The 25,671-nt window shown below is 51.4% G+C and carries 22 protein-coding genes; 13 read left to right on the top strand and 9 right to left on the bottom strand.

The window, feature by feature from the left end; all coding sequences use genetic code 11:
- Positions 1-29: 29 nt before the first annotated feature.
- Together fahA and hmgA are read right to left on the bottom strand one after the other, a co-directional pair.
- On the bottom strand, positions 30-1,361 hold the full coding sequence (fahA, locus tag ACO0LF_RS20425; protein ID WP_423017345.1) for a fumarylacetoacetase: 1,332 nt from the start codon (positions 1,359-1,361) through the stop codon (positions 30-32).
- Positions 1,362-2,681: a homogentisate 1,2-dioxygenase gene (hmgA, locus tag ACO0LF_RS20420; RefSeq protein ID WP_423017343.1), complete on the bottom strand. Its 1,320-nt coding sequence runs from the start codon at positions 2,679-2,681 to the stop codon at positions 1,362-1,364. It lies immediately after the preceding gene.
- Positions 2,682-2,822: 141 nt separating this feature from the next.
- Here hmgA and ACO0LF_RS20415 point away from each other — a divergent pair, with 141 nt between their 5' ends.
- Positions 2,823-3,728, top strand: coding sequence for a LysR family transcriptional regulator (locus tag ACO0LF_RS20415; protein WP_423017341.1), 906 nt, complete (start codon positions 2,823-2,825; stop codon positions 3,726-3,728).
- A 115-nt stretch (positions 3,729-3,843) separates the two neighbouring features.
- A complete protein-coding gene (locus ACO0LF_RS20410; RefSeq protein WP_423017339.1) occupies positions 3,844-4,980 on the top strand; it encodes an alpha-hydroxy acid oxidase in 1,137 nt (378 codons plus the stop codon).
- A gap of 51 nt (positions 4,981-5,031) precedes the next feature.
- Here the strand turns inward: ACO0LF_RS20410 and ACO0LF_RS20405 are convergent, their stop codons facing one another.
- Together ACO0LF_RS20405 and ACO0LF_RS20400 are read right to left on the bottom strand one after the other, a co-directional pair.
- Positions 5,032-6,396, bottom strand: coding sequence for a sensor histidine kinase N-terminal domain-containing protein (locus ACO0LF_RS20405; RefSeq protein ID WP_423017337.1), 1,365 nt, complete (start codon positions 6,394-6,396; stop codon positions 5,032-5,034).
- Complete coding sequence (locus tag ACO0LF_RS20400; RefSeq protein ID WP_423017335.1) at positions 6,396-7,061, bottom strand: response regulator transcription factor; 666 nt, start codon at positions 7,059-7,061, stop codon at positions 6,396-6,398. Before ACO0LF_RS20400 ends, ACO0LF_RS20405 begins: the two co-directional genes overlap by 1 nt.
- 229 nt (positions 7,062-7,290) lie before the next feature.
- On the opposite strand from ACO0LF_RS20400, the gene ACO0LF_RS20395 reads away from it, so the two are divergent.
- Genes ACO0LF_RS20395 through ACO0LF_RS20385 form a run of 3 tightly spaced genes read left to right on the top strand, consistent with a single transcriptional unit; the run spans position 7,291 to position 12,895 of the window.
- Positions 7,291-8,442 carry an efflux RND transporter periplasmic adaptor subunit gene (locus ACO0LF_RS20395; RefSeq protein WP_423017333.1) on the top strand — a complete coding sequence of 384 codons (1,152 nt, stop codon included), beginning with the start codon at positions 7,291-7,293 and terminating at the stop codon, positions 8,440-8,442.
- Positions 8,435-11,551, top strand: coding sequence for an efflux RND transporter permease subunit (locus ACO0LF_RS20390; protein ID WP_423017331.1), 3,117 nt, complete (start codon positions 8,435-8,437; stop codon positions 11,549-11,551). Before ACO0LF_RS20395 ends, ACO0LF_RS20390 begins: the two co-directional genes overlap by 8 nt.
- Positions 11,552-11,560: 9 nt before the next feature.
- Complete coding sequence (locus tag ACO0LF_RS20385) at positions 11,561-12,895, top strand: TolC family protein (RefSeq protein ID WP_423017329.1); 1,335 nt, start codon at positions 11,561-11,563, stop codon at positions 12,893-12,895.
- 158 nt (positions 12,896-13,053) lie between these two features.
- Here ACO0LF_RS20385 and ACO0LF_RS20380 read toward each other — a convergent pair whose 3' ends face one another.
- A complete protein-coding gene (locus ACO0LF_RS20380; RefSeq protein WP_422949074.1) occupies positions 13,054-13,536 on the bottom strand; it encodes an Hsp20 family protein in 483 nt (160 codons plus the stop codon).
- Positions 13,537-13,802: 266 nt separating this feature from the next.
- Here ACO0LF_RS20380 and ACO0LF_RS20375 point away from each other — a divergent pair, with 266 nt between their 5' ends.
- A complete protein-coding gene (locus tag ACO0LF_RS20375; RefSeq protein WP_423017327.1) occupies positions 13,803-14,354 on the top strand; it encodes a thymidine kinase in 552 nt (183 codons plus the stop codon).
- A gap of 74 nt (positions 14,355-14,428) precedes the next feature.
- Here ACO0LF_RS20375 and ACO0LF_RS20370 read toward each other — a convergent pair whose 3' ends face one another.
- Positions 14,429-16,024, bottom strand: coding sequence for a cytochrome C (locus tag ACO0LF_RS20370; RefSeq protein ID WP_423017325.1), 1,596 nt, complete (start codon positions 16,022-16,024; stop codon positions 14,429-14,431).
- Between the two features lie 261 nt (positions 16,025-16,285).
- On the opposite strand from ACO0LF_RS20370, the gene ACO0LF_RS20365 reads away from it, so the two are divergent.
- The 5 genes from ACO0LF_RS20365 (at position 16,286) to ACO0LF_RS20345 (ending at position 20,862) form a co-directional block, all read left to right on the top strand.
- Complete coding sequence (locus ACO0LF_RS20365; protein ID WP_423017323.1) at positions 16,286-17,800, top strand: ATP-binding protein; 1,515 nt, start codon at positions 16,286-16,288, stop codon at positions 17,798-17,800.
- An 8-nt stretch (positions 17,801-17,808) separates the two neighbouring features.
- Positions 17,809-18,504 carry a response regulator gene (locus tag ACO0LF_RS20360; RefSeq protein WP_423017321.1) on the top strand — a complete coding sequence of 232 codons (696 nt, stop codon included), beginning with the start codon at positions 17,809-17,811 and terminating at the stop codon, positions 18,502-18,504.
- Between the two features lie 95 nt (positions 18,505-18,599).
- Complete coding sequence (locus ACO0LF_RS20355) at positions 18,600-19,997, top strand: ABC transporter substrate-binding protein (RefSeq protein WP_423017319.1); 1,398 nt, start codon at positions 18,600-18,602, stop codon at positions 19,995-19,997.
- A 62-nt stretch (positions 19,998-20,059) separates the two neighbouring features.
- Positions 20,060-20,455, top strand: a complete 396-nt coding sequence (locus tag ACO0LF_RS20350; RefSeq protein WP_423017317.1) for a MerR family transcriptional regulator — start codon at positions 20,060-20,062, stop codon at positions 20,453-20,455.
- A 2-nt stretch (positions 20,456-20,457) separates the two neighbouring features.
- A complete protein-coding gene (locus tag ACO0LF_RS20345) occupies positions 20,458-20,862 on the top strand; it encodes a carboxymuconolactone decarboxylase family protein (protein WP_423017315.1) in 405 nt (134 codons plus the stop codon).
- Here the strand turns inward: ACO0LF_RS20345 and ACO0LF_RS20340 are convergent.
- Both ACO0LF_RS20340 and ACO0LF_RS20335 read right to left on the bottom strand, forming a co-directional pair.
- Positions 20,859-21,317 carry an Lrp/AsnC family transcriptional regulator gene (locus tag ACO0LF_RS20340; RefSeq protein ID WP_423005406.1) on the bottom strand — a complete coding sequence of 153 codons (459 nt, stop codon included), beginning with the start codon at positions 21,315-21,317 and terminating at the stop codon, positions 20,859-20,861. The two genes, ACO0LF_RS20345 and ACO0LF_RS20340, sit on opposite strands and share 4 nt — an antisense overlap.
- Positions 21,318-21,386: 69 nt before the next feature.
- Positions 21,387-21,959, bottom strand: coding sequence for a DUF3455 domain-containing protein (locus ACO0LF_RS20335; protein ID WP_423017313.1), 573 nt, complete (start codon positions 21,957-21,959; stop codon positions 21,387-21,389).
- 374 nt (positions 21,960-22,333) lie between these two features.
- On the opposite strand from ACO0LF_RS20335, the gene rlmF reads away from it, so the two are divergent.
- Positions 22,334-23,329, top strand: a complete 996-nt coding sequence (gene rlmF / locus ACO0LF_RS20330; RefSeq protein WP_423017311.1) for a 23S rRNA (adenine(1618)-N(6))-methyltransferase RlmF — start codon at positions 22,334-22,336, stop codon at positions 23,327-23,329.
- A gap of 170 nt (positions 23,330-23,499) precedes the next feature.
- Positions 23,500-24,744, top strand: a complete 1,245-nt coding sequence (locus ACO0LF_RS20325) for a nitronate monooxygenase (RefSeq protein ID WP_423005412.1) — start codon at positions 23,500-23,502, stop codon at positions 24,742-24,744.
- 71 nt (positions 24,745-24,815) lie between these two features.
- Here the strand turns inward: ACO0LF_RS20325 and ACO0LF_RS20320 are convergent, their stop codons facing one another.
- The gene (locus tag ACO0LF_RS20320; RefSeq protein WP_423017309.1) at positions 24,816-25,340 is read right to left on the bottom strand and encodes a YHS domain-containing (seleno)protein; all 525 of its coding nucleotides are present in this window, start codon (positions 25,338-25,340) and stop codon (positions 24,816-24,818) included.
- Between the last annotated feature and the right edge of the window lie 331 nt (positions 25,341-25,671).

Here is a 25,671-nt window from a genome sequence, read left to right as displayed (position 1 = left end):
AGGAGCGACGATAATTAGAGCACGGTCATTTAAACTCTGGCTGGCAACAAAGTGCCCACAACCTCACCAAAGCCTATCCGTGCACAACCTTCTTTCTGTGCCCAGCCGCGCATGATGATGGCATCGCCATCTTCCATGAAAATGCGCTGCTCACCGTTACTGAAAGTCAGTGCCTTCTTGCCACCTTCAGTGAGTTCCAGCAAGGAACCAGCTTCGTCTGCCAATGGACCGGATTGCGTGCCCGAGCCCAGCAAATCACCAGGATTCAGGTTGCAACCATTGACCGTATGATGGGTAATCAACTGCGCTATCGTCCAGTATGAATGACGGAAATTCGACAAGGATAAACGTTCGGCAGGCACACCTGCTGCACGCATTTTTTCCGTCTGCAGCAAGACTTCAAGCTGCACATCAAAGGCACCGCTGTCACGCAAATCTGGTGCGTCCAGATACGCCATGGGTTGCGGGTCTTCTGCATCGCGCGTCCAGGCATGGCGGTAAGGTGCCAGGGCTTCCAGCGTCACTACCCAGGGGGAAATGGTGGAGGCAAAATTCTTGGCCAGGAAAGGGCCCAGCGGCTGGTATTCCCAGGCCTGCACATCACGGGCTGACCAGTCATTCAACAGGCACAGGCCAAAGATATGCGATTCTGCCTTGTCCATATTGATGACATCGCCAAGGGCATTGCCGGGGCCGACGAAGATGCCAATTTCCATTTCATAATCCATGCGTTTGGCCGGGCCAAACACCGGTGTCTCAGATGTCGGTGGTTTGGTCTGACCTATAGGGCGGCGGAATTGCTGGCCCGATACGCCTATGGAAGATGCACGGCCATGGTAGCCGATAGGCACCCATTTGTAATTCGGCAGCAAAGGATTATCCGGGCGGAACAACTTACCAACTGCCGTCGCATGATGGACAGAGGTATAAAAGTCAGTGTAATCCCCGATATGCGCAGGCAAGGCAAATTCTGCCGCACTTTGCGCCAGCAGGCAGGCTTGCAATGCACCTTGCAGGCTTGCACCTTCGCGCAAGACACGTGACAGGGCCAGGCGCAATGCCGCCCAGACCGGTGCGCCCAAACCCATCAGGGCATTGAGGTTGCTGGCATTGACAGCATTGGTGAAATGCCCACCCTGCAATTCTGTATAACCGGCAAAGGCATGGGCAGCGTGCGCTGCTGCCAGATCCAGGATCTGATCACCAATCGCAATACCGATGCGAAATGCCTGGCTGCTACCCTGGCGACGAAATACGCCATATGGCAGGTTTTGCAGAGGAAAATCCGTGTCAGCCTGGTTGGCTGATGCTACCCAGCTGCGCAAGCCTACATCATGGGTTTCGTTAAGTTGTACCGTCATTTATTTTTGCTCCGGATTGAAATTTTTCTTGATACCTTGCCAGCACTGATAATAGTCAGCCTGCAATTGCGGCGCTTCCATAGCGGCGCGGGTAGGTTTGATGATATTACGCGTTTCTATCATGAACGCCATCGTATCATCGACTTTATGTGGTTTGCTGGTATCTGCTGCGGATGCCTTGTCAAAAGTCGGCGCATCCGGGCCATGGCCGCTCATGCAATTATGCAGGCTGGCACCACCAGGGCGGAAACCGGTGGACTTGGCATCATACTGGCCATGGATAAGCCCCATGAATTCACTGGCGATATTGCGATGGAACCAGGGTGGGCGGAAGGTATTTTCTGCTGCCAGCCAGCGTGGTGGGAAGATCACGAAATCTATGGTATCCACGCCCGGTGTATCGCTGGCAGCCTGCAAGACCAAAAAGATCGATGGATCAGGATGGTCATAACTGATGGAGCCTATAGTATTGAAGTGGCGCAAATCATATTTATAAGGCGCAAAATTGCCATGCCAGGCCACCACATCCAAAGGTGAGTGACCTATTTTTGCCGACCACAGATTACCGCTGAACTTTGCCAGCAATTCAAAATCACCTTCCTTGTCTTCATACCAGGCAACCGGGGTCTGGAAATCACGCGGATTGGCCAGACCATTGGAGCCGATGACACCAAGGTCAGGCAACTTCAAGATGGAGCCAAAGTTTTCACATACATAGCCACGCGCCTCGCCATCTGGCAGATGCACCTGGAAGCGCACGCCACGCGGTATCACGGCGATTTCTTGTGGCTCTATATCAAGCAAACCCATTTCAGTGCGGATATGCAGGCGACCCTGCTGGGGGATGATGAGCAGCTCAGCATCGGCGTCATAAAAGAAACGTGACGTCATGTCACGGTTGGCTGTGTAGATATGGATGGCACAGCCGGTCTGGGCATCAGCCGAACCATTGCCTGCCATGGTCATCCAGCCATCGACAAAATCAGTTGCCTCAGTTGGTATGGGCATGGGGTCCCAGCGCAATTGATTTGGCGTAGTTGGTGTCGCGCCGAAATCATTTGTCATGCGGCCATTGCTGGCTTGCTGGAAGGGCTGGTGCATGGCAGCCGGGCGAATGCGGTATGCCCAGGAACGGCGATTCACATGGCGCGGGGCAGTAAAGGCCGTGCCTGAGATTTGCTCGGCATACAGGCCATAGGCGCATTTCTGTGGGGAATTCTGGCTCTTGGGCAAGGCATCTGGCAATGCCTCGGTGGCGAACTCATTCGCGAAACCAGTCTGATATTGAAGTTGAACTTCTCTTGTGTCGTGCTTGCTCATCGCTGATCCTGCCATTTGTGTTTGAACAGACCTGAACTTTAATGCAAAGCGCCGTGTTTTACGATATAAATACAAAAATGTACTACATTCATATTATGAATAATACTGCGCAATAATATTGAACAATAAGGCTGGAATAATATGCTGGAACCCAAAGACATAGACTTGAACCTGCTGGTGGTCTTCCAGGAAGTGTACCAAGACCGCCAGATATCTTCCGTCGCTCGCAAGCTGGGCTTGTCGCAACCAGCGGTCAGCAATGCCCTGGCACGGTTAAGACGCAGTTTTGATGATGAATTATTTGTACGTACGGCAACAGGCATGCAACCCACGGCGCTGGCCGAGCAACTGGCCGAGCCTGTGGCACTGGCACTCACCCATATCACCCAGGCCCTGAACCGTCAGGAAAATTTTGACCCCACCAGCAGCAAGCGCCATTTCACGATCGCCATGACAGACGTGGGAGAGGTGTATTTCATGCCTATACTGGCAGAATTCCTGCATACCCAGGCACCACAAGTACAGCTGTCCACCGTGCGTGCCAGTGATATTGATTTGAAAACAGAAATGGAATCAGGCCGTGTGGATCTGGCCATAGGCGCTTTTGATCATTTGTCAGATGCCTGGTACCAGCGCCGCCTGTTCAAGCAAAACTATGTCTGCCTGTTCCGGCAAAGCCATCCACTGGCGGCTGACAGGCTGGAGATGAAGGATTTTCTGGCCGCACGCCATTTGATTGTTGCATCAAATGAAAACCCTTATGCCAAAGTCAACCAAAGCCTGGAAAAAGCAGGCATCAGCGCAGCCGCCCATTTGCGCGTCCCCCATTTTGTTGCCGTGCCATATATTGTTAGTAGCAATGATCTGCTGGTGACCGTGCCGCAAAAACTGGCTGAGCGAGCAGCCGCCCCCTTTGGTTTGCGCTACGTCAAGCCACCCTTGCGCCTGCCTGCTCTGCAAACCAATATGTTCTGGCACAGACGCTATAATCAGGATGCAGGTAATCAATGGCTGCGCGGGCTGATCTCTGCACGTTTCCTTGAATAGTTTCCCGCAATGCTGAAAATCCTTCATGCAAAGTCTGAAAGCTTTTCTGCCATGCAATGATGCTTATCCCCTACACTAGATCCATATTATATTTATTTAGCTGGAGTCATCCCTCATGCCCGTCATTACCTGTGTAGAAGACCTGCGCCTGCTGGCAAAAAAACGTGTACCCAAGGCATTTTATGATTACGCAGACAGCGGCTCTTACACAGAAGCGACTTACAAGGCCAATACCAGTGACCTGGCAGCCATCAAGCTGAGGCAGCGAGTTGCCATCAATGTGGAACACCGTTCTACCCGCACCACCATGATAGGCCAGGAAGTAGCCATGCCAGTGGCGATAGCACCTACCGGCCTGACAGGCATGCAATGGGCCAATGGTGAAATGCTGGGGGCGATTGCGGCAGAAAAATTCGGCATCCCCTTTACCTTATCGACCATGAGCATCTGTTCGATAGAAGATGTCGCCAGTGTCACCAGCAAGCCGTTCTGGTTTCAGCTGTATGTCATGCGCGACCGCGGCTTCGTCAAGGAACTCATACAAAGAGCAAAGAATGCCAAATGCTCGGCCTTGGTGCTGACACTGGATTTGCAGATTTTGGGACAACGTCACAAAGACTTGAAAAACGGTATGTCGGTACCGCCCAGGCTGACCCTGGCAAACGTCATCGATCTCGCCACCAAACCAGCCTGGGCTTTGCGTGCCCTGACTGGTCGCAAGACTTTTGGCAACCTCGTCGGCCATGTCAAAGGCGGTGATGGCATAGTCACCTTGAGCCAATGGACCGCAAGCCAGTTCGACCCCACGCTGAGCTGGGATGATGTGGCCTGGATCAAGAAAGAATGGGGCGGCAAGCTGATACTGAAAGGCATACTTGATGTCGAAGATGCCAGACTGGCAGTCGCTGCCGGTGCTGATGCCATCGTCGTCAGTAACCACGGTGGTCGCCAGCTTGATGGTGCGATGTCATCGATACAGGCATTGCCAGCGATCGTCGATGCGGTCGGTCACCAGACGGAAGTCTGGTTTGACGGTGGCATACGCACAGGACAAGACATACTCAAGGCCACTGCCCTGGGTGCCAAGGGCAGCATGATAGGCCGTGCTTTTTTGTATAGCCTGGGTGCCATGGGTGAGGCAGGTGTCACTAAAATGCTGGAAATCCTGCAGAGTGAACTGGATGTCAGCATGGCCTTGACGGGGACCAAAGATATCCGTGAAGTCAATGCATCAAACATCATACGCTCTTAAATCATACGGACTTAATGGCAACACCCGGTATAAAACAATACGCGTTGCGCTTTAGTTTTTATACCGGGGAAAGATCACCTCAAAAATTGTTCCCTGTCCCTGGCTGCCAGTCAGCACCTTGATCTCCGCCTTATGGTCTGTTGCAATATCCCTGACGATGGCCAGCCCCAGGCCACTGCCGTTTGACTGATCACTGACACGATAAAAACGGTTGAAGATCAACTCCTGATCTGAAGGCGCAATGCCGGGGCCGGAATCTTCGACTTGCAGCAGTACCTGATCTTGCAGGCTCAGACAACTGACAGTGATGGTTCCCTGTGCCGGGGTATAACGAATCGCATTGTCGATCAGGTTATCTATCAGGTCGCGCAACAAAAAGCGGTTTCCCATGATATCGCCGGGCGATAAATCAAAGCCCAGATCAATATTCTTTTTGTCGGCCTCTTCTATGAAGTGCTGTATGGCTTCTTCCACCAGTTTGTTCAGTGTCACCTTCTCCAGATAAGCTTCAACAAACTGGCTGGGCTCTGCCCTGGCCAGTGACAGGAATTGATTGGTCTGTCGTATCACGCGCTCGCTGGACGACAGCATCAATTCTATGGAGCGACTGGTTTCTTCATCGGCTACATAGCGCTGCTGCAACCATTCGATCTGCATTTTCAGGCCAGCCAGTGGTGTTCTCAACTGATGCGCCACGTTCGCAACAAAATCACGTTGCGCAGCAGCGCCCACCTGTACTTTAGCCAGCAAATCATTGAGTGCCATTACCAATGGCTGCAATTCCAGTGCGTTATGCTCGACGTCAATCAGGGACAAATCATCATAACTGCGCGAATCCAGGTCAGCGCGCATTTTCTTCAAAGGCAACAAACCTTTAGATACCGCAAACCAGACGATGAGGATGGACATGACTGCCAGCAAACCTTCCATCAGCAGCAGAGTGGTAAAAATCTCGGAACGGATATTATTCCTGCGTCTCAGGGTCTCGCCTACGCCGATAAAGACTGGCTTGCCATCGACCATGGCCTTGAGTGAAATGACACGTATCCCGCCGCCGCGCATCATGCCATCGTAGGCCAGGGGTTCATTCAATTGCTCGGAAGTGCGCAAGGAAGGGAAATCGGCATCACCGGCAATAGTTTTGCCTGCGGCATTCCTGACAATGAAATAGATGGGATCAAAATGGCCAACGCGCAATACCTGTTCCGCTTGCGGTGGCAAGTCAATAGCGACATCGGCACTGGCCAGTTTCAACCTCGGCACCAGTGCCCAGGCAGTATCTGTCAGGCCTTCATCAAAAGCGGCATTGGCAGGTTCCCAGGCCAGACGATAAATCAGGATGGCACCGAGGATGTTGGTGATCAACAAGGGTGCGATCAGCCATTTCAGCAATCGCAGGCGTATGCTGGCATTCATCAACTGGCTTTCTCCAGCATATAGCCAAAGCCCCTGATGGTCCTGATGGTGACACCAGCGTCGAGGATTTTACTGCGTATGCGTGAGACATACACTTCCACCGCATTGAGCGTGATGTCCTCGCCCCAGGGCAGGATGGCATCAATAATTTGCTGCTTGGACACCACACGGGCGACCTGCAGCATCAGGTATTCCAGCACAGCCCATTCCCGTACCGACAATTCAATTGTCTGGCCATTCACACGGGCGCGCTTGGCATTCTGGTCCAGTGTCAATCCGGCCAGTTGCATGGCCGTGGCTTCTGGTGAACTGCGCCTGACCAGGGCCTTGATACGCGCCACCAATTCTGGTGTAGCGAAGGGTTTGACCAGATAATCATCGGCGCCCAGTTCCAGCCCATGCACACGGTCCTGGATGGAATCTCTTGCTGTCAGCAACAACACCGGCAAATTAGCATTCTGACTACGCAAACGCCTGACGACCTCAAAGCCATCAATGCCGGGAATGCCAATATCGAGCACCATGATGGAAATTTCTGAACGCTGTAATGCCGCCAGCGCGTCGAGACCATTATGGACAACGTCAATCACCATACCGTGGGCTTTGAGATTTTTGGAGATGCCATCCGCAATCACGGTGTCATCTTCAACTAACAAGACATGCATAAAATATCCGAATGAGCATATGAACAACCCGGACATTCTACCTCTTTGACCTCTATTCCAAGCCTGCTCCCGCTTATTTTTCATTGTCAGCTTATTGTCAGCCTCCTGTCATGTTGACGACAGAATGCCTTGCTATCCTGCCCCAAAATTTGTAATTGACTATTTGCTGCGGCAAACACCTGGCTGCCTTGGTTTGCTTTGCTGTCAGGTGAATTCCCTTGAGGTGGAAATGAATAAAAACAATACCAGTTTGCATACGCTAGGCGTACTGCTCGCCCCCGTCTGTCTGAGCATGCTGCTGTCTGGCTGCAACAAGGCAGAGGCACCGGCATCCAAAAAAGAAGCGGCAGATGAAGCCAAGTTGCCCCTGGTCAGGGAGGCAACTGGCATACGCCTGCCTGAGGCATCGCCCTTGCGCAAGTCTATCGTGGTTGCCGCGGTCACTGAACAGACGGTAGAACGCGCCATCATCATACCCGGCACGATAGAGCTGGACGCGGCAACGTCCATCAAGGTAGTCCCCCCGGTAGCCGGGCGCATACTGCAGTTGAACAAACGTCTGGGCGACAAAGTCAGCGTGGGCGATGTGCTGTTTTCCATAGATTCTGCAGATATTGCCACAGCCTATAGCGATGCCAGCAAGGCACAAAGCGCGCTTTTATTGTCTAAACGCAATCTGCAGCGCCAGAAAGACCTGGTCGATGCAGAAATTGCTGCACGCAAAGATTATGAACAGGCCGAAGCAGATTATTCCCAGGCCAGCTCAGAAGTGGGCAGGACCAAAGCCCGGCTGGCACAACTGGGCGTCAGCCAGGATAGTGGTGCCGGTCACCATTATCAGTTGCGTTCGCCGATTGCCGGACGTGTCATCGAATTAAGCGCCGCGCAAGGTGGTTTCTGGAATGACACCAACGCCCCCTTGATGACCGTGGCTGACTTGTCAACTGTCTGGATGACGGCCAGTGTCTCTGAAAAAGACCTGTCACTGGTGTTTGCCGGACAAGCCGCCAAAATCACGCTGAATGCCTATGACAATGAAGTCTTCGAAGGCAAGATACGTTATGTCGGCGATGTCATTGATGCAGATACCCGCAGCGTCAAGCTCAGGATTGCGATTGACAACAAGGCCGGGCGTTTCAAACCTGGCATGTATGCCAAGGTCAATCTCAGCGGACAAGCCCATCAGGCACCTGCCATCCCTGCCTCAGCCGTAGTGCAGAATGGTTTCAATACCCGTGTATTTGTAGAAAAAACACCCTGGGTGTTTGAACCGCGCATCGTCAAGACCGGTGCGCAAGTCGGCGATAAACTGGAAATCCTGTCTGGCCTGAAAGCGGGCGAGCGTATTGTCATCAAAGAGGGAGTGCTACTCAATGATTGAAAATATCGTCAAAGTCAGTTTCGCCCGGCGCGGCATCGTCTGGCTGGTCTTTATCCTGGTCGCCATGTATGGCATCTACTGCTGGAACCAGTTGCCGCTGGAAGCGTATCCGGATATCGCCGATACCACTTCGCAGGTGGTGACACAAGTCAGTGGCCTGGCAGCGGAAGAAGTTGAAAAACAGATCACGATACCGCTGGAACGCGAAATCATGGGCACGCCCGGCATGCACGTGATGCGTTCCAAAAGCACTTTTGGCCTGTCCCTGATCACCGTCGTGTTCCAGGATGGTACCGAAGATTACTGGTCACGCCAGCGTTTGCAGGAGCGCATCAGCGCCGTTACCCTGCCCTATGGTGCGCAGCCTGGTCTTGACCCGCTGACCTCACCTATAGGGGAGATATATCGCTACACGCTGGAATCGAAAAGTCGTGACTTGCGTGAATTGTCCGAACTGCAGTTCTGGAAAGTGATCCCACGTCTGAAGCAGGTGGCGGGTGTGGCCGATGTCACCAATTTTGGAGGTATCACCACCCAGTTCCAGCTGGAATTTGAACCTGAAAAACTCAGTAAATATAATCTGAGCCTCGCGCAAATCACGCAAGCCATCAATGCCAATAACGCCAGTGCCGGCGGCAGCATATTGACACGCGGGCAGCAAGGTTTTGTGGTACGCGGCATAGGCCTGATCAGTGGCCTCGATGATCTGGGCAATATCATGATCACGCAAAAAAATGGCGTGCCAGTCTTGCTGAAAGACCTCGGTGAAGTCAAGCTGGGCAATCAGGAACGCAGTGGCATACTCGGCAAGAATGAAAACCCCGATACGGTAGAGGGCATCACTTTGCTGCTCAAAGGCCAAAATCCATCCAAGGTACTGGAAGGCGTGCATGCGGCGGTCAAGGATTTGAATGAGAATGTCTTGCCCAAGGATGTCAAGGTCGTACCTTATCTGGACCGCACCATGCTGGTAGAGGCGACTCTGCACACAGTAGGCAGAACCCTGCTCGAAGGCATGGTACTGGTGACGCTGGTGTTACTGCTCTTCCTTGGTAGCCCGCGTGCCGCGCTGATTGTTGCGGTGACGATACCCATGTCTTTGCTGACTGCTTTCATCTTCATGCATCACTTCAAGATACCGGCCAATTTGCTGTCACTCGGTTCCATCGATTTCGGTATCGTGGTGGATGGTGCGATTGTGGTCATGGAACAGATACTGCGCAAGTTTGAAGAAGATGGCGGCAAACCCCTGACAGCCAAAGATGTCATGACAGCCGCCCTGCAAGTCAGCAAACCCATCTTTTTCGGTATGGTCGTGATTATCACGGCTTACCTGCCGCTGTTCATGTTTCAGCGCATAGAGTACAAGTTATTTTCACCTATGGCATTTGCGATAGGCTTTGCCCTGCTCGGTGCACTGGTGGTTTCACTGGTACTGATACCCGGACTGGCCTATGTAGCCTATAAAAAACCGCGCAAGGTATTCCATAATCCGGTGTTGGAAAAATTTGCCTCCATTTATAAACCAGTCCTGGAGAAAGTTGTCAACTCACCCCGGTTAACGATTGCGGCTTTTGTGTTTGCCTTCGCCGCCGTCGTTGGCCTCGGTGCCAGCATAGGCCGTGATTTCTTACCTACCCTGGATGAGGGTTCGATCTGGCTGCAAGTCACTTTGCCACCCGGGATTTCTCTGGAAAAAGCTAGCAGCATGTCTGATGAACTCAGGAAAGCCACGATGGAGTTCAAAGAAGTGTCTGCCATCGTCACGCAACTGGGGCGCAACGATGAAGGCACGGACCCGTGGACGCCTTCCCATATCGAGGTCAGTGTCACCCTGCACCCGTATGACACCTGGAAATCTGGCTGGAGCAAACAGGAACTCATAGAAAAAATGGCACAGCGCTTTGAGAAGTTGCCCGGCACCCATGTCGGCTTCACACAACCGATGATAGATGGTGTACTGGACAAACTCGCCGGCGCCCACAGTGATCTGGTCGCCAAAGTGTATGGCAATGATTTCAAGGAATCACGCCGTATTGCCAGGGAAGTAGAAAACACCCTGAAAGCCGTACCTGGTGCAGAAAATGTCATTATCGAACAGGAACCACCTTTGCCGCAGATACGCATAGAAGTCGATCGCGCCGCGTCTGCACGATATGGCGTTAATGTCGCCGATATCACCGACCTGATAGGCACGGGCATAGGTGGCAAGCCCATAGCCCAGTTGTTTATTGACGAACGCCACTATGACATAGGCATACGCTTCAATAAGGCATCGCGCAGTACGCCGGATGCCCTGGGCAACCTGATGCTGACCTCCTCCAGCGGTGCCAAAATCCCGCTGGCGCAGGTAGCCAGCATACGCCTGGATGATGGCGAAAGCACCATCACGCGGGAAATGGGCAAGCGTCACCTGACTGTAGGTTTGGGCCTGAAAGGGCGTGATCTGGCTTCTTTCCTCGATGATGCCAAGGAACAGGTGGAATCCAAAGTCAACTACGATCATTCCAAATTCCAGATTACCTGGGGTGGCCAGTTCGAGAACCAGCAGCGGGCCCAGGCCAGGCTGGCAGTGATTTTGCCTGTCGTGGTGGCCTTGATGTTTATTTTGCTGTTCGGGCAATTCAGGAACCTGCGTCAACCGGCGCTGATACTGATGGCCGTGCCCCTCGGTGCTATCGGTGGTTTGTGCGCACTGCATTTGCGCGGCATGACACTGAATGTATCGAGCGCGGTTGGCTTTATCGCCCTGTTTGGGGTGGCCGTGATGGATGGGATTTTGATGGTATCAAATCTGAATCGCCTGCGTGCCGAAGGCAAACTGTCTCTACAGGATGTGGTACTGCATGGCGCACGCGAACGCTTCCGTCCAGTCTTGATGACGGCCAGTGTTGCCGCGCTGGGCTTGCTGCCCGCCGCCATTGCCCACGGCCTGGGCAGTGACGTGCAGCGCCCGCTTGCCACGGTTGTGGTGGGTGGTTTGATCACGGCAACCGGCCTGACTTTGGTATGGCTGCCAGGTCTCTACTACCTGATAGAAAAATATATAGAAAACAAAAACAGTAAAGCTGCAGCGCACCATGATGCCAGCGCAGCAGACGCAGTGTAAGGAATCATCATGCAAAAATTTAAGATAAAAACAGCCCGTGTACTGCCGCTGATGTGCAGCCTGCTGCCATTGTTCTTGCAATTGCCTGCACATGCACAGGTAACTGCACCGACAGCAACGGTCAGCATGCAGCAATACCTGGCTGCGGTAGAAAGCAATAGTCTCGATTTGCAGGCGCAGCAAGAACTGATAGCCAGTGCCAGGGCTGGTATTTCCATCGCCGGTGTGCGGCCAGACCCACAATTGACGGCAGGTATTGACTCCAGGGAAATGTATGGCCCGAACAAGCCCAATACCGCGACCACGTCGATAGCAGGTATCGCCATTACTCTGGAAACAGCCAACAAGCGTGGGGCAAGGATACAGGCCGCCGAAAGCAATGTACGCCTGACCGAAGCCAGTGTCTCAGCCTACCGGCGGCAACTGCTGAGCGATGCTTCCAACGCTTTTACAGAAGCCTGCCGCTCTGCGATGTCGCTGGCACGCCGGGACAGCAGCCTGAATACCATGCGCGATATTGTGAAGATGAATGAGACACGCTTTAAAACTGGCGACATAGGCAAGCAGGAACTGGTGCAATCAAAAGTCGAAGCCGATCGCTTTGCCATGGATGTCACCAGCGCCCGCGCTGACACCATCAACGCCGAAGCACAATTATCGAATTTCCTGGGAAAGAGCTACCAGGAGATTTTTGCAGACAGGAAAATCGATTGCAGCAGCAACCAGGATGAGATGACGACAGACCTCGCCACCCTGACACGGCAAGCCCTGGAAAAACGGGAAGACATACAGGTAGCACGCTCAGCCAGCGAGAATGCCAAAGACAATATAGAACTGGCAAGAGCCAATCGCTGGATAGATCCTGTGATCAATCTTGGCATGAAAAATACCCCAAGGGTGAATGCCATACAAAATGCCAGTGGTGTGGTGACGAATTCTCCTGCTGAGCGCTCGAATCCGCTGAGCCTGACGGTCACGATTCCTATTCCTTTTTCACGCATGCAAAGTGGCGAATTAAGCCAGGCGCAATCAGCACTGACACAGGCGCAACTACAATTGCGCTCGACCCTGATGAAGGCAGAAACTGAGGTAAGGGGCAGCTATCTGCAATATCAGGCTGCTTTGCAAAATATCAAAAACTATAAGGAGCACGTACTCGATGATTCCGACCGTTTGCTACAGAGCGTGCGCACCAGCTATCGCAAAGGGGCAGCCTCCATGCTGGAACTTTTGAATGCCCAACGCAATGCCGATGAAATTTACCAGGCTTATCTGCAGGCAGAAGCCACTCTGGCGATTGCCAGAATCAAGCTGCAACAAAGCACGGCATATCAGATGAAATAAGGAAGTGAAATAAGGAAGTGAAATAAGGAAATAAAATAAGCCTGTCGCATTGCAGGCAAACGGAACATAAAAAGCATGGGCAAGCCCATGCTTTTTAACTTCATTTTTGGAGACTGGCCCATGTGTACGCATGGGCCAAATTTATTGCTTGATATTACTTAAGCAACCTGGCGTTGCAATTGATTTTGCACCTGAGCCTGCTGTTCTACCAGTTGCAGATTTTCGGCATCAATCAGAATGCGACGTGGTTTGTGTGCTTCTGGGATTTCACGCACCAGTTCTATACTCAACAAACCATTGTCGAGGCGTGCGGTGACGACTTTGACATGATCGGCGAGGCGGAAACGGTGTTCAAAATCACGTGAGGCAATACCACGGTGCAGGAAGTTGCGTGCGCCTTCTGCCTTTTGGCGGCGGCCTACAATTTTCAGAGTATCGCGCTCGGTTTCTATATCGAGTTCACTGCGATCGAACCCGGCAACTGCCATGGTGATTGCATATTTATCTTCTGCAATCAACTCGATATTGTATGGGGGATAGCTGGGTGCATTTTCTGTACGTTGTGCGTCATCAAACAATTGTGCGAGACGGTCAAAACCGATAGCGGAACGATACAGAGGAGCGAAGTCAAAATTACGCATGATAATATCCTTATAAATTGAAGCGATATAAATTAAATGTTTAGAAACTCTTTTTTGAAACTACTGCTTTAAAACTACTACCTTTACTTCTTCAGCAAACCTCGCATTTGAGCATCTGCTGATTAGAAAATGGTACTGGGGCCAAGAGTTTCAAGAGCTTCATATAAAAAAATTTTCTTCAATAAAATTGAATCAGCCAATCATTAATTAAAGACTGTTCTCACCAGCAATACTTATAACAGTTTCAAAAAAAACAGGAAACAGGCATGGCCAAGCTCTACTTCAGATATTCAGCAATGAACGCAGGAAAATCCACGGCACTTTTACAAGTTGCCCACAACTACGAAGAGCAGGGACAAAAAGTCCGGCTCTACACAGCAGCCATCGATAACCGTTATGGCGCAGGTAAAGTCACCTCACGCCTGGGCCCGCAAAGGCAGGCAGAAGTCTTTGATGCGTATTTTGATTTTCTGGCAGAAGCACCGCAAGTCAGTTGCGTACTCGTTGATGAAGCGCAATTCTTGTCAGCAGACCAGGTACGTCAACTGCATCAGCTGGCGCAAGTACGTGGCGTACCGGTGATTTGTTATGGCTTGCGCAGTGATTTTCTGGGTGAACCATTTACCGGTTCCAGCTACTTGCTGGCATTGGCCGACGATATAGAAGAACTAAAAAATATCTGTGCCTGCGGAAAAAAAGCGACGATGAATATTCGTGTAGATGAAAACGGCAGGCGCATGAAATCTGGCGAGCAAATTGATATCGGTGGCAATGAGCGCTACCAGCATGTCTGTGGGCGCTGTTTCTATTCAAACTAAATTCAAACTAAAAACTAGAGCAGGCCCTTGAGCCTGCTCTTTTACTATGCTGCTAAAGCACCATTAAAATTACATTACAGCACCTTCAAAAACTCCGTCAAATCAACAATCTCTTGCGGAGTAAAACCTATATTGAAGCGCTTGTCATAGAATTTCACTACATCAGTCAACTCCACCATGCCGCCATTATGAAAGTAAGGTGAACGCGCTTCTATGGCACGCAGACTGGGCACTTTGAAGCGGCCTATGTCTTTCCATTTTCCAGTTGCCATGGCACTGCCGGGGTCGGTAGTTTGCACTACTTCGCCGGTCAGTTTATTTTTCAGCGTATATAAAGGCATGTCCGGCGTACGCAGGCTGGCATCTGCCACACCAGTGTTGAACAGGCGCGGTACGGAATGCGTACCCACATTGCCTACGCTATGGCAACTGGTGCACGTGGCACGTTGCAAGGGCAGGCGTAATTCATCATTGAAACCGGCAACGCGGGTAATATTGAAGGGCTTGTTATTAAATATTTGCTCTCCCCTGGCGATGGATGCCCTGGCAAGGTTGATGGCCGATGGTGCCTGAGGCGTTTGCGGTGGCTGTGGCGGGCGCCCTTGTGCCGGTGGATTGGGTGGCGCAGGCCGGTCCAGGCCGCGCCAGCTGGTGAACATGGTCATGACATTGCGGTCAAACGGTGCACCCGTTATATAGTCTCCGGCATCAAGGTCATTGATACCAAAATAAAAATTATTCCTGGCCAACTCGGCAGGGCCACCTCTGGCTCCGGCGTCGGTCAGATTACCCGCAACCAGGCTAGTGATTTGTGCGGTGAATAAAGTCTTTTCAAAGTCCACGATGCTGCGCTGCTCTGCCGCTGTCAAGCCTTGCGCAGCTTGTGCATGGCCGGTTACTGCGCTATTCGACTGGTGCAGCAAATCAAAATCGGTAGTCGAGAAGCATTGCAACGGACGGGTATTACGTATGCAAAGATTGGACTTGGCATCGGTGAACGTTTCACGGCCATCCCACATTACGGTACTCAGGAATTTCAAATTCGTGGTTGGCAACGGACGGCGGAACAGGGACAATTCCTTGGCGCTGGCATAGCCGTAAGGATCATCAGCCTTGACCAGGGTAAACTCGGCATCGGCAGGTACGGCCAGGCCTACCCTGATGAGCCCTTTGCTCAGCAAGAGATTATATGCCAGGCGTTTTTGATCAATCGTCGCGACCTGGGCATTGGGTGAATTTGCGCCATCATTCAAACGAAAGATGGGGTCATTGCCATTGCTCTGGGTGAACCTGTCTTGCAAATTATCCGGACGCACGCTCCAGCCCTGGCCTTCCTGATGGCAACTGGCGCAGCTGCGACCATTGCCAAAGGCTTTGAAAAAGGCATTGCTCTTGTCGATGGCTCCAGTGGTCGATACCGTCAAGGCAGCTCCTTCGCCATTGGCAATCGGCACCAGTGTAGGTGTATCTGTCAGCGGTGCCGCTGGTGGTGGTGCAGATGTCCCTATGCTGGCAGATGTACTGACTGGCGGTGCCTGTACATTGCCTGTATTGCTGGTAGCCGCCGTCCCGGCATCACCACCGCAAGCAGCCAGACTGAATGCCATAAGAATGGCGATGGATAGCTGTACCCTGCGGTAGCCGGTTTGTGATTTCAATTGTGGTTTCATTTGAAGTCCCCTGGTAGTTAAATTTTTTGCTACTCAAGTAGCCCGTCATACTCATGTCCGGGATCTGAGACTGGGTACAGGATGTCTGCCGAATGTGAAGAAAAAATGGAGAATCAGAATTTTTTTGAATTCAGCCAAAAAGAAATAGCAGAAAAATAATTGTGAGCAGGCCATCGTGTTTACTTCACGATTCCTCCATAATTGCCTGGCACTATGGCAAATTATTACTATTATTAATTTTCGCTGGAGCCCTGAAAAAGTATGCGCCTGACCATCGCCCGCAAGCTTGCCCTGGCCATTACTGCCATCGTCATCATCAGCATAGGCACGCTGGCCTGGGTCACCAGTCAAAACCTGAAAAGTGGCTTTATTGCTTATCTGAGCGATCTCGAAAGGCAAGACCTGGTCAGGCTCAGTAAATTGCTGGCAGAAGATTATCGCCAGAATGGCAATTTTGACCGTTTCCAGGCAAACCGCCGTCCCATGCGTGACTTGCTGGACCAGATACGCAATCAGCCACGTCCAGAAAATGAAGATGCGCCTGCGCCGCCACCGCGCAGACGGCAGCGTGAAGCCGCGGCTGACGATAGGGGCGATCGCGATGAGCGGCGCCCGCCACCTCCTCCGCGCGCGCAAGACCGGCCACCGCGTGATGCGCCGCCTGAACAAAGGCCACCTATTGATCCGATGGGTTTTGGCCAAAGGCTGTCGTTGATAGACAAGCATGGCACGGCATTGATAGGCCCGGGCGATGCGCCGGGCGGCAGCATACAGGCCATCATGCTGGGCAATGAAAGAATAGGCACGATACGGCTAGCCCCTTTGCGGCAAATCTCGAATGCCAGTGCGATTGACTTTGTCAGCGTGCAGATACGTCACACACTTTGGTTGGCACTGACGCTGATCCTGGTCGCCCTGGTATTTTCACTGTGGCTGGCCAGGCATTTATTGCGTCCCTTGAAATCCTTGCACCAGGTCACGGCAAAAATCTCCAAGGGCCAGCTTGATGCCAGGGCAGAAATCATCAGCCAGGATGAGCTCGGTGACCTGGCCCGCGACATCAACAGCATGGCGCAAAACCTGGAAAGAAATGAAACACAAAGAAGCAAGATGCTGGCCGATATCTCGCATGAATTGCGCACACCGCTGACCGTCATCCAGGGTGAGATAGAGGCGCTGATAGATGGCGTGCGCCATATCACACCGGCAGCGCTGGAATCCCTGCATGCAGAAGTGCGCCACCTGAATAAACTGGTTGATGATATACGTCAGTTGACGCTGGCCGATAGTGGCGACCTGCATTACCAGTTTGTCGCCATGGATTTACGCCCCTTGCTGGCAGATCTCCTGCAACGCTTTGCCTTGCGCATAGAGCAAGCCGGTTTGCGCCTGGAAAGCCAGCTAGATGATATGCCCGCCTGGATCAGGGCCGACGGTGGTCGTCTGACCCAGGTATTGGGTAATTTACTGGAAAACTGTATACGCTATACCGATAGCGGTGGCCAGATTGTATGCAGCCTGCAACGTAATGGTGCACTGCTGGAGCTGAGCCTGGAAGACAGTGCCCCCGGCGTCGCCGACGGCAAACACGCCTTGCTATTTGATCGCCTGTATCGCGCCGACAACGCCCGCAGCCGCGCCAATGGTGGCAGCGGCCTGGGTCTGTCCATCTGCAAAGTGATTGTAGAAGCCCATGGTGGACGTATCAGCGCCACAGCCTCACAATTGGGTGGCGTGAAAATACTTATACAATTACCCTATATTAAAACTCCCTAGGATCAGGCATGGATACTACTGCCCGTATCTTCATCGTTGAAGATGATGTGAAGATTGCTGCCTTGCTCAAGGATTATTTGCTGGCTGCCGCTTACCAGGTCAGCCATGAAATCAATGGCAGGCTGGCTCTGGAACAAATACGCCAGTCGCCGCCTGAGCTGATCTTGCTGGACCTGATGTTGCCTGAGCTGGACGGTATCAGCATCTGCAGGGAGGTGCGCAAGTTCAGCCAGGTTCCCATCATCATGCTGACCGCCAGGGTGGAAGAAGTTGATAGATTGCTGGGCCTGGAAACCGGGGCGGATGACTATGTCTGCAAACCCTTCAGCCCGCGTGAAGTAGTAGCAAGAGTCAAGGTGCATTTGCGCCGCAGTATGGCTGCTCATGATAAGTCACCAGCAATGGCACCATCACGCTTCACCATAGACAAACAGCAATTGCGCATATTGGTAGATACCCAGCCCCTGAATTTGACACCTGTGGAATATCGCTTGCTGGCGGAATTCATCAATCATCCCGAGCGAGTATATTCACGCCAGCAATTGCTCGATTTCGCCCATGAAGACCAGCGCGACATCAATGACAGAACAGTCGATACCCATATCAAGAATATACGCAAAAAAATACAGGGTAAATTACCCGAGCATGAATGCCTGCATTCTGTGTATGGTGTAGGTTATCGCTTTGAACTGCCACATGGATAGCCAAATTCGCTGTGCGACGGCTTTTTTTCATGAATTTCGCCGCTTGCCTGCATGACTGAAAATGGAAAATAGGGTTTTGACGATTTCCCTTTTCTATGATGATGCTGCAGATCGCCACCTTAAAACATCTATTTCATCCAGACCCGCTCAAGACGGATTCAGTATGCCATCCGCTCAGCTCGCTGCTTTACCAGACCTTGTTACGCATCAATCGCTCAGGTGATATCCCTGTTGCTGATCTGGCCAGCAGCTGGATGCATTCTGATGATTATCGCCTATGGTCATTTGCCATTGCACCTGCCTGTTTTACGGATGGCCAGACGGTGTCGGCTAGCCATGTAACGCACAGCCTGGCACGCCATGTCTGGCCTGCATCAAGCTCTATTTTTGCTAATATCTTGCGCGAATTGATACTGGGGGCTGCCGCCTGTGCTGAAGGCGAGATACCGGCTGGCCTGTATGCCAATGATGAACAAAGCCGCTTGTTCATACAATTGCAGCAGCCATATTGCTCCTTACTGGAAATTCTTGCTCACCCTGCCATGGGGATAAGTCTGCAGATAGCTGAAGATAAGATCATCGGTTCCGGCCCCATGCTGATCAGCTCCAAAAGTACGACCGAAATACGCTTGCATCGCAATCAGCACTATGCAGGCCAGCGTCAATTGCCCGAAGATATCTGCATACAAGTCCATGATGAATTTGATGCGATAGTGCAGACCTTACAATCCAGCACAGCAGATGCTGCCCTGCTGGAACGCCAGCATCAATTAAAACTGGATGACATGCAAGGCATGCATAGCACGCCACTGCGTGACCGCTGGTCCGGCATGTTGATTTTGAATGCAGCAGGTGTGTTCAATCAGTTAGAAATACGTAAAGATTTTCATGCGCTATTGCAGCAGCAAGTCAGGAAAAAACTGGTGGCGCTTTATCATGCTGATTTTATTCCCGCAGATATCCTGGCTATTCCCTCAGGCGCGGTGAGCGAGATCAGTCTGGCAGTATTCCAGCAGCGCTGGAGCCAGCATTTTTCTGACACTGCCGTGCGCATCATCTATGCCGCCGGGCGCGGGCCATTAAGCACAGCCCTGGATTGCGCCATAGAATTGCTGCAGGCTTGCGGCATCCATTGTGAATTAATACGCACGAAGAATGCGGCAGAAGTCTATACATGTGTGGCCAGCGGTGAATTTGATATCGTTGCGCGCGGCTGGATACAAGACTATGACGACGCTGATCAATACTTTGGCGTCTATGAGAAACAGGCCCCGCAAGCCGAAGCACTTACAGCATACCAGCAATTCTACGAAGCTATCGCCGCCGCTCGCTATCTGGGCCAGCCAGATACCAGGTCTGCCGCTTATGCCCAGGCATTGCAGGCATTGAATGAGGAATATCTTTGCACTACCGTATGCCGCGATCACCACAGGATATTTCATCATCGCGACCTGCTTCTGCAAGAACTCTGCCGCGATCCCTTCGACTTGTGAGTGGAATATTATTTTTCCTGTATGCTTGACTTAGAGTGCACTCTAACTTCTAAGATCATACCGTGACCAAACAATTCATTTCCATCAGCGAGCTGGCGGCCCTGACAGGTTTGTCTGCCCATACCCTGCGTTTTTATGAAAAAGCGGGGGTATTGCAGGCAGCAAACCGGGCAGATAACGGCCACAGACGCTATAACTCCCAGGATGTATTGGTGCTGGCGTTTGTACTACGCTTGAAGCAGACTGGCATGCCCCTGGCTGAGATACGCGAGTATGCACAGCTCAGGGCACAGGGGGAGATGAGTTTGCAAGAACGGCTGACGATGTTGAAGCTCCATCGTCAGCGTCTGGCCACCACTATCTCTGAGCTTGTGGCGAATGCCAGTGCACTGGATGACAAGATCCAGATTTATCAAAAGATGATAAGTAATAAGCCTGGCAAGAAAAAGAAAGTCTGATCATGAATCAAAGCAGCAATGTATCAAGCAATGAACGTTATCAACGTGGCTGGGCAAAACTCAAGGAAATCGATGGTGAGGCCGGTGAAAAAGTAATCGAAGCCCTGGCTGATATAGCACCTGACTTTGCCCGCTACCTGATAGAGTTTCCTTTTGGGGATATCTATTCACGCCCGCAACTGGATTTGAAATCGCGTGAAATCGCCGTTGTAGCAGCATTGACAGCATTGGGCAATGCCACGCCCCAGCTGAAGGTTCATCTCCAGGCTGCTTTGAATGTTGGTTGCACAAGAGAAGAAGTCACCGAAGTCATCATGCAAATGGCAGTATATGCTGGCTTTCCGGCCGCTTTGAACGGCTTGTTTGCGGCGAAAGAAGTGTTTGCTGCACTCGATGCGCAAGTTTAAATCGGCAGGCAATAACTTTGCTTGACTGTATCCATGACGACCGTGGTACGGAACTTGAGGATATTCTCATTGACAAAGAGTACCGCGCGGGTGAAGCGCTCATAGGCAGCCATGTCTGTGGTTTGCACAATGAGCATGAAATCAAATTCACCCGCAAGGTAAAAGCATTGCTGTACTTCTGCCAGAGCTTGCATATTTTGCTTGAAACTGTCGATGACATCGCCCAGGCCTTGCTTGAAAGCGACTTCGACCATAACAGTCAGGGGATAACCCACCGCTTGCGGGGCGACGATCGCCACCTCGGCCCTGATCACGCCTTCTTCCCGCAATTTGCGTATGCGTCTTTGCACGGCAGTGGCAGACAAGCCTATGTCAGCCCCGATCAACTCGGCTGAATGGCGGCTATTCTTTTGTAGATAGCGCAAGATGGCGAGATCAAAACCGTCCAGTATCATTGCAATATGAGTTCATAGAGGGAAGCCTATTATGAACTCATATTAATACTTAATAATACCTAAAGGCAATTAATTTGCCTTGTAGAAATTATAAAGTGCTTTATATGGGGTGCGTGTTTCCGCACCCAGCTGGAAATCCGAGCAGCCTGTCAGAGGTGCTTTGCCGCCTACTGTGACCACACGTTGTATGCTGGTGATCCTGGCAAAAGTACCTGTGCCAGTATTGGATTTGGCTTTCAGTAATAACCATGGAATGGCATTGCTTTCAGGACTGTCGCTTTTGGAGGCAACCTCGCCAACTACCTTGCTGCCATCATTGCCTTCCCAGGTCGGGCCAGCATAGTGCTTGCCCAATTTGAGGTTGCTGCTGTCATGGCTGGCATATAACTCGGCTTCTGGTGCACGGAATACCCATTCAAATTTTTTGGCGACGTCTTTATTGGCCTTGCAGTCATAGATTTGGACGCCTGTTGCCGCCATCTGGAAAGCCAACACTTCGCCAGCAGGGGCTTGCAGATTGGCCGGGACAGTGACTTGCTGTGCCACCGGAGTTGCCGGAGCACTATGATTGACAGGTGCAGTCGAGCAAGCGGACAACAAGGAGACAGCAGCCAGACTGCCGACAAGAGCGATATTCTTCATTTATTAAACCTTTCAATAAGATGTACGAGGCGCATCAAGCACCGCAGACGCATGGCTGATTTATCCTGGCTATACTCAAATAGGACTTCGCATCATGAGCCCATTACTCGCTGCGGGCCAGGAATTTGAGTGGCCAGATTCTAGCAATGGCGTTTGCAGATAAATAAAACACTTACGGAATTTTACATCCTTGGCAAGGATATGCTGGCCCCTACTTAAGTATAGCCAGAGTCTGGTCAGACATATTTACTCCAGGCCAATGTCCTGGTTTGACTAATTTGACTCATTTGACTAAGCACAGCACCTTTGCCCTTCATGGGACAATATCGAATATCTAGCCCGAGCGGGTCTTGCAAAATAATGGACAGTTCTTCATGAGCAACAAAAGCAATAGCGATAAAAGTAAACCAGCTGCCAGCCAGTTGCTGCATCCGCGCAATCGCCATCAAGGGCGTTATGATTTGCCGGCCCTGATCCAGGCTGTGCCTGGGCTGGCACCATACATGGTGAATAATCCGGATGGGCTGGCCACCATCGATTTTTCCGATCCACAAGCCGTCAAACTGCTGAACCAGGCTTTGCTGCAAACCAGTTACGGCGTGCGTGAATGGGATATTCCGTCGGGAAATCTCTGCCCGCCTGTCCCCGGCAGGGCAGACTACCTGCATTATCTGGCGGACTTGCTGGCGGCCAGTAATCAGGGTCGCGTACCGAAAGGCAGGCAGCTACTTGCTCTCGACATAGGTACCGGGGCCAGTTGCATCTACCCCCTGCTGGGTGTCAGCGAATATGGCTGGTCATTTTGTGCCAGCGACATCAATGCAGCTTCACTGGCAAATGCCCAGGGCATACTTGATCGCAATCCAGATCTGGGCAAGCAGATACAGCTACGCCATCAACCTGATCCACAGTCGCTGTTCAAGGGCATAGTCGCCGATGACGAATGGTTTGATGTCAGCCTGTGCAATCCACCTTTTCATACCTCTGCAGAAGAAGCACGGGCAGGCAGTCTGCGCAAATGGGAAAATCTGAAGAAAACCGGCAATGCAGCGTCTGCCGAACCCGTGTTGAATTTCAGTGGCCAGGATGCAGAACTCTGGTGTGCAGGTGGAGAATTGGCGTTTATCAAGAAAATGATAGTGGAAAGCGCCAGCATACCCACAAAAATTTTATGGTTTTCCAGCCTGGTCTCGAAGTCAGCCAATTTACCGGCTATCCATGCAGCATTGAAGCAGGTCAAAGCCTGTGATCAGAAAACCATTATCATGAGCCAGGGCAATAAAGAGAGCCGCTTGGTCGCCTGGACTTTCCTGAATGCAAGTCAACAAGCGGCTTGGGCTAAATTACGTTGGTCAAATAGCAAGAGATAAGGCCTGTGGCCAGGTATTTACCTGCTGTACAGAATATAATCTTAACTGTAGGGGCTGGCCCTGGCTTACAATCTCGTTCGTCTTCGGGCTTGTCAGCCAGAATATGCAATATGTAACGATAGTATGTGCGTCGCGTGATTTACTTTTGAGCAAATGTGTCAAGGATAACAATGAAACGTGTAGATGATTTCCGCCTGAAGCTGGGCAAAGATGAGCTGGTTCCTATCATGATCGGTGGCATGGGCGTCGATATTTCCACTGCTGAACTGGCTCTGGTTGCTGCACGTCTCGGCGGTATTGGCCATATTTCTGATGCCATGGTACAGGATGTCTCTGATCGTCGATTTGACACCAGCTTCGTCAAGGAAAAGACCAAATTCTACAAATACAATATTAACAACTCCGACAAGACTGACATCAAGTTCAATCTGGAGCAGCTGGCCGAAGCTACCCGCCTGCATATAGGCAAGACCATGGAAGCCAAGCAGGGCTCGGGCATGATCTTTGTCAACTGCATGGAAAAACTGACCATGAACGGCCCGCGCGAAACCCTCAAGGTACGCCTGGAATCTTCACTCGATGCTGGTATTGATGGCATCACCATGAGTGCTGGTCTGCATCTGGGTTCCTTTGGCCTGATCGCTGAGCACCCACGCTTTCGTGATGCCAAGCTGGGCATCATCGTTTCTTCAGTACGTGCGCTGCAATTATTTCTGCGCAAGAATTCCCGCCTGAACCGCTTGCCTGACTATGTCATCGTAGAAGGCCCGCTGGCTGGTGGCCATCTGGGTTTTGGGATGGATTGGGCTGAATATGATCTGCAAACCATCATCACTGAAATCTCTCAGTATCTGAAAACAGAAAACCTGGATATCCCGTTAATTGCAGCGGGTGGCATTTTCACCGGCAGCGACGCCGTATCTTTCATGGAAAACGGTGCGGCCGGGGTGCAGGTAGCAACACGCTTCACGGTCACCAATGAATGCGGTTTGCCTGCCAGCGTCAAGCAGGAATATTTCAAGGCCAGTGAAAACGATATCGAAGTCAATAATATCTCGCCTACCGGCTACCCCATGCGCATGCTGAAGAACACGCCAGCGATAGGCGATGGCATACGCCCTGGTTGCGAATCCTATGGTTACCTGCTGGATGGTAACGGTAATTGCGCTTACATCACTTCTTATAACCGTGAAGTGGCGGCCAATCCGGATGCCAAGAAAGTCTCAGTCATGGACAAGACTTGCCTGTGCACGCATATGCGCAACTTCAATTGCTGGACTTGTGGCCAGATGACTTACCGCCTGAAAGATACGACCCGCAAATTGCCGGATGGTACGTATGAATTGCTGAGCGCAGAACATGTGTTCCGCGATTATCAATTCAGCGTTGATCACCAGATTGCCCTGCCAGTTTAAATCACTGACCTGAATAAAAAAACGCCGCTTTAGCCTTCCAGCAAAGCGGCGTTTTTCATTCACCCAAGCAATCAGAGTTCAGATGGCTTCTTGTTGGCGATAGTTTTCCAGTTGGTTTTTGCCAGATCAATATTGCCAGGAATATCTTTGGACCAGATCGTACGTATTTTGGTGTCAAGGTTGAAGTACAGTTTGTTGTCGACGATGTCGTAGACATCCGGGTCAGCAACAAATTTCTTGCCTATCGATGCACCGTAAGCACAATAGCCACCAAACGCTGGCAGGTATTTTTCAGGATTTGCCAGGAAAGTCTTTTTGTTTTCTTCGCTGGTGAACAGGTAATCAACACCATCGATAGTCGCCACATGATGGCCAGTGCCGTGAGCTGGTTTTTCGCTGGTGAAGAAAGTCGTCAAATCATAACCACGTGCGCCGATGACGCTATTGGCAACAGTGTCAGCGGCACTGATGCCGGGTACTGCGACCATGCTCAGGGCAGCCGCGGCCGACAAGAGAATAAATTTGAATTTGCTGACTAATTTGCTTACTGTACTGGTGAGTGAATTGCCAGCCTGGCTAATGGATGTGCGTGTCATGATGAGTTTCCTTTCAGGGTTTATGAGGACTTACATTTCGCTTTGAAGGCTTGGTGCGAATGAAGAGAAGTTTATGATCATTCGCCAAAAGAAAGAATAGTCAAAATATTGAATTCATTATTCCAATAAATGAAATGACTAAAGCCTTAGCTGACTCTGTTTGGCTCTGCCTGCCCGAACCTGGGGTACGCCTGCCATGAGGTACTCACTGCTGGCATAATTCTGGTGACGCAAGCTGGTGCAATACACTGCTTTTCTTCTAAACGTCACGTCTTCAGTTACAATTCTCAGAAAACCGCTGGTTCCCGCAAAGAATAAAAACGGCCCTTAA

The sequence above is a fragment of the Undibacterium sp. Di27W genome (genome assembly GCF_049340345.1).
Taxonomy (GTDB): domain Bacteria; phylum Pseudomonadota; class Gammaproteobacteria; order Burkholderiales; family Burkholderiaceae_D; genus Undibacterium.
This window is presented reverse-complemented; position numbering and strand designations above follow the sequence as displayed.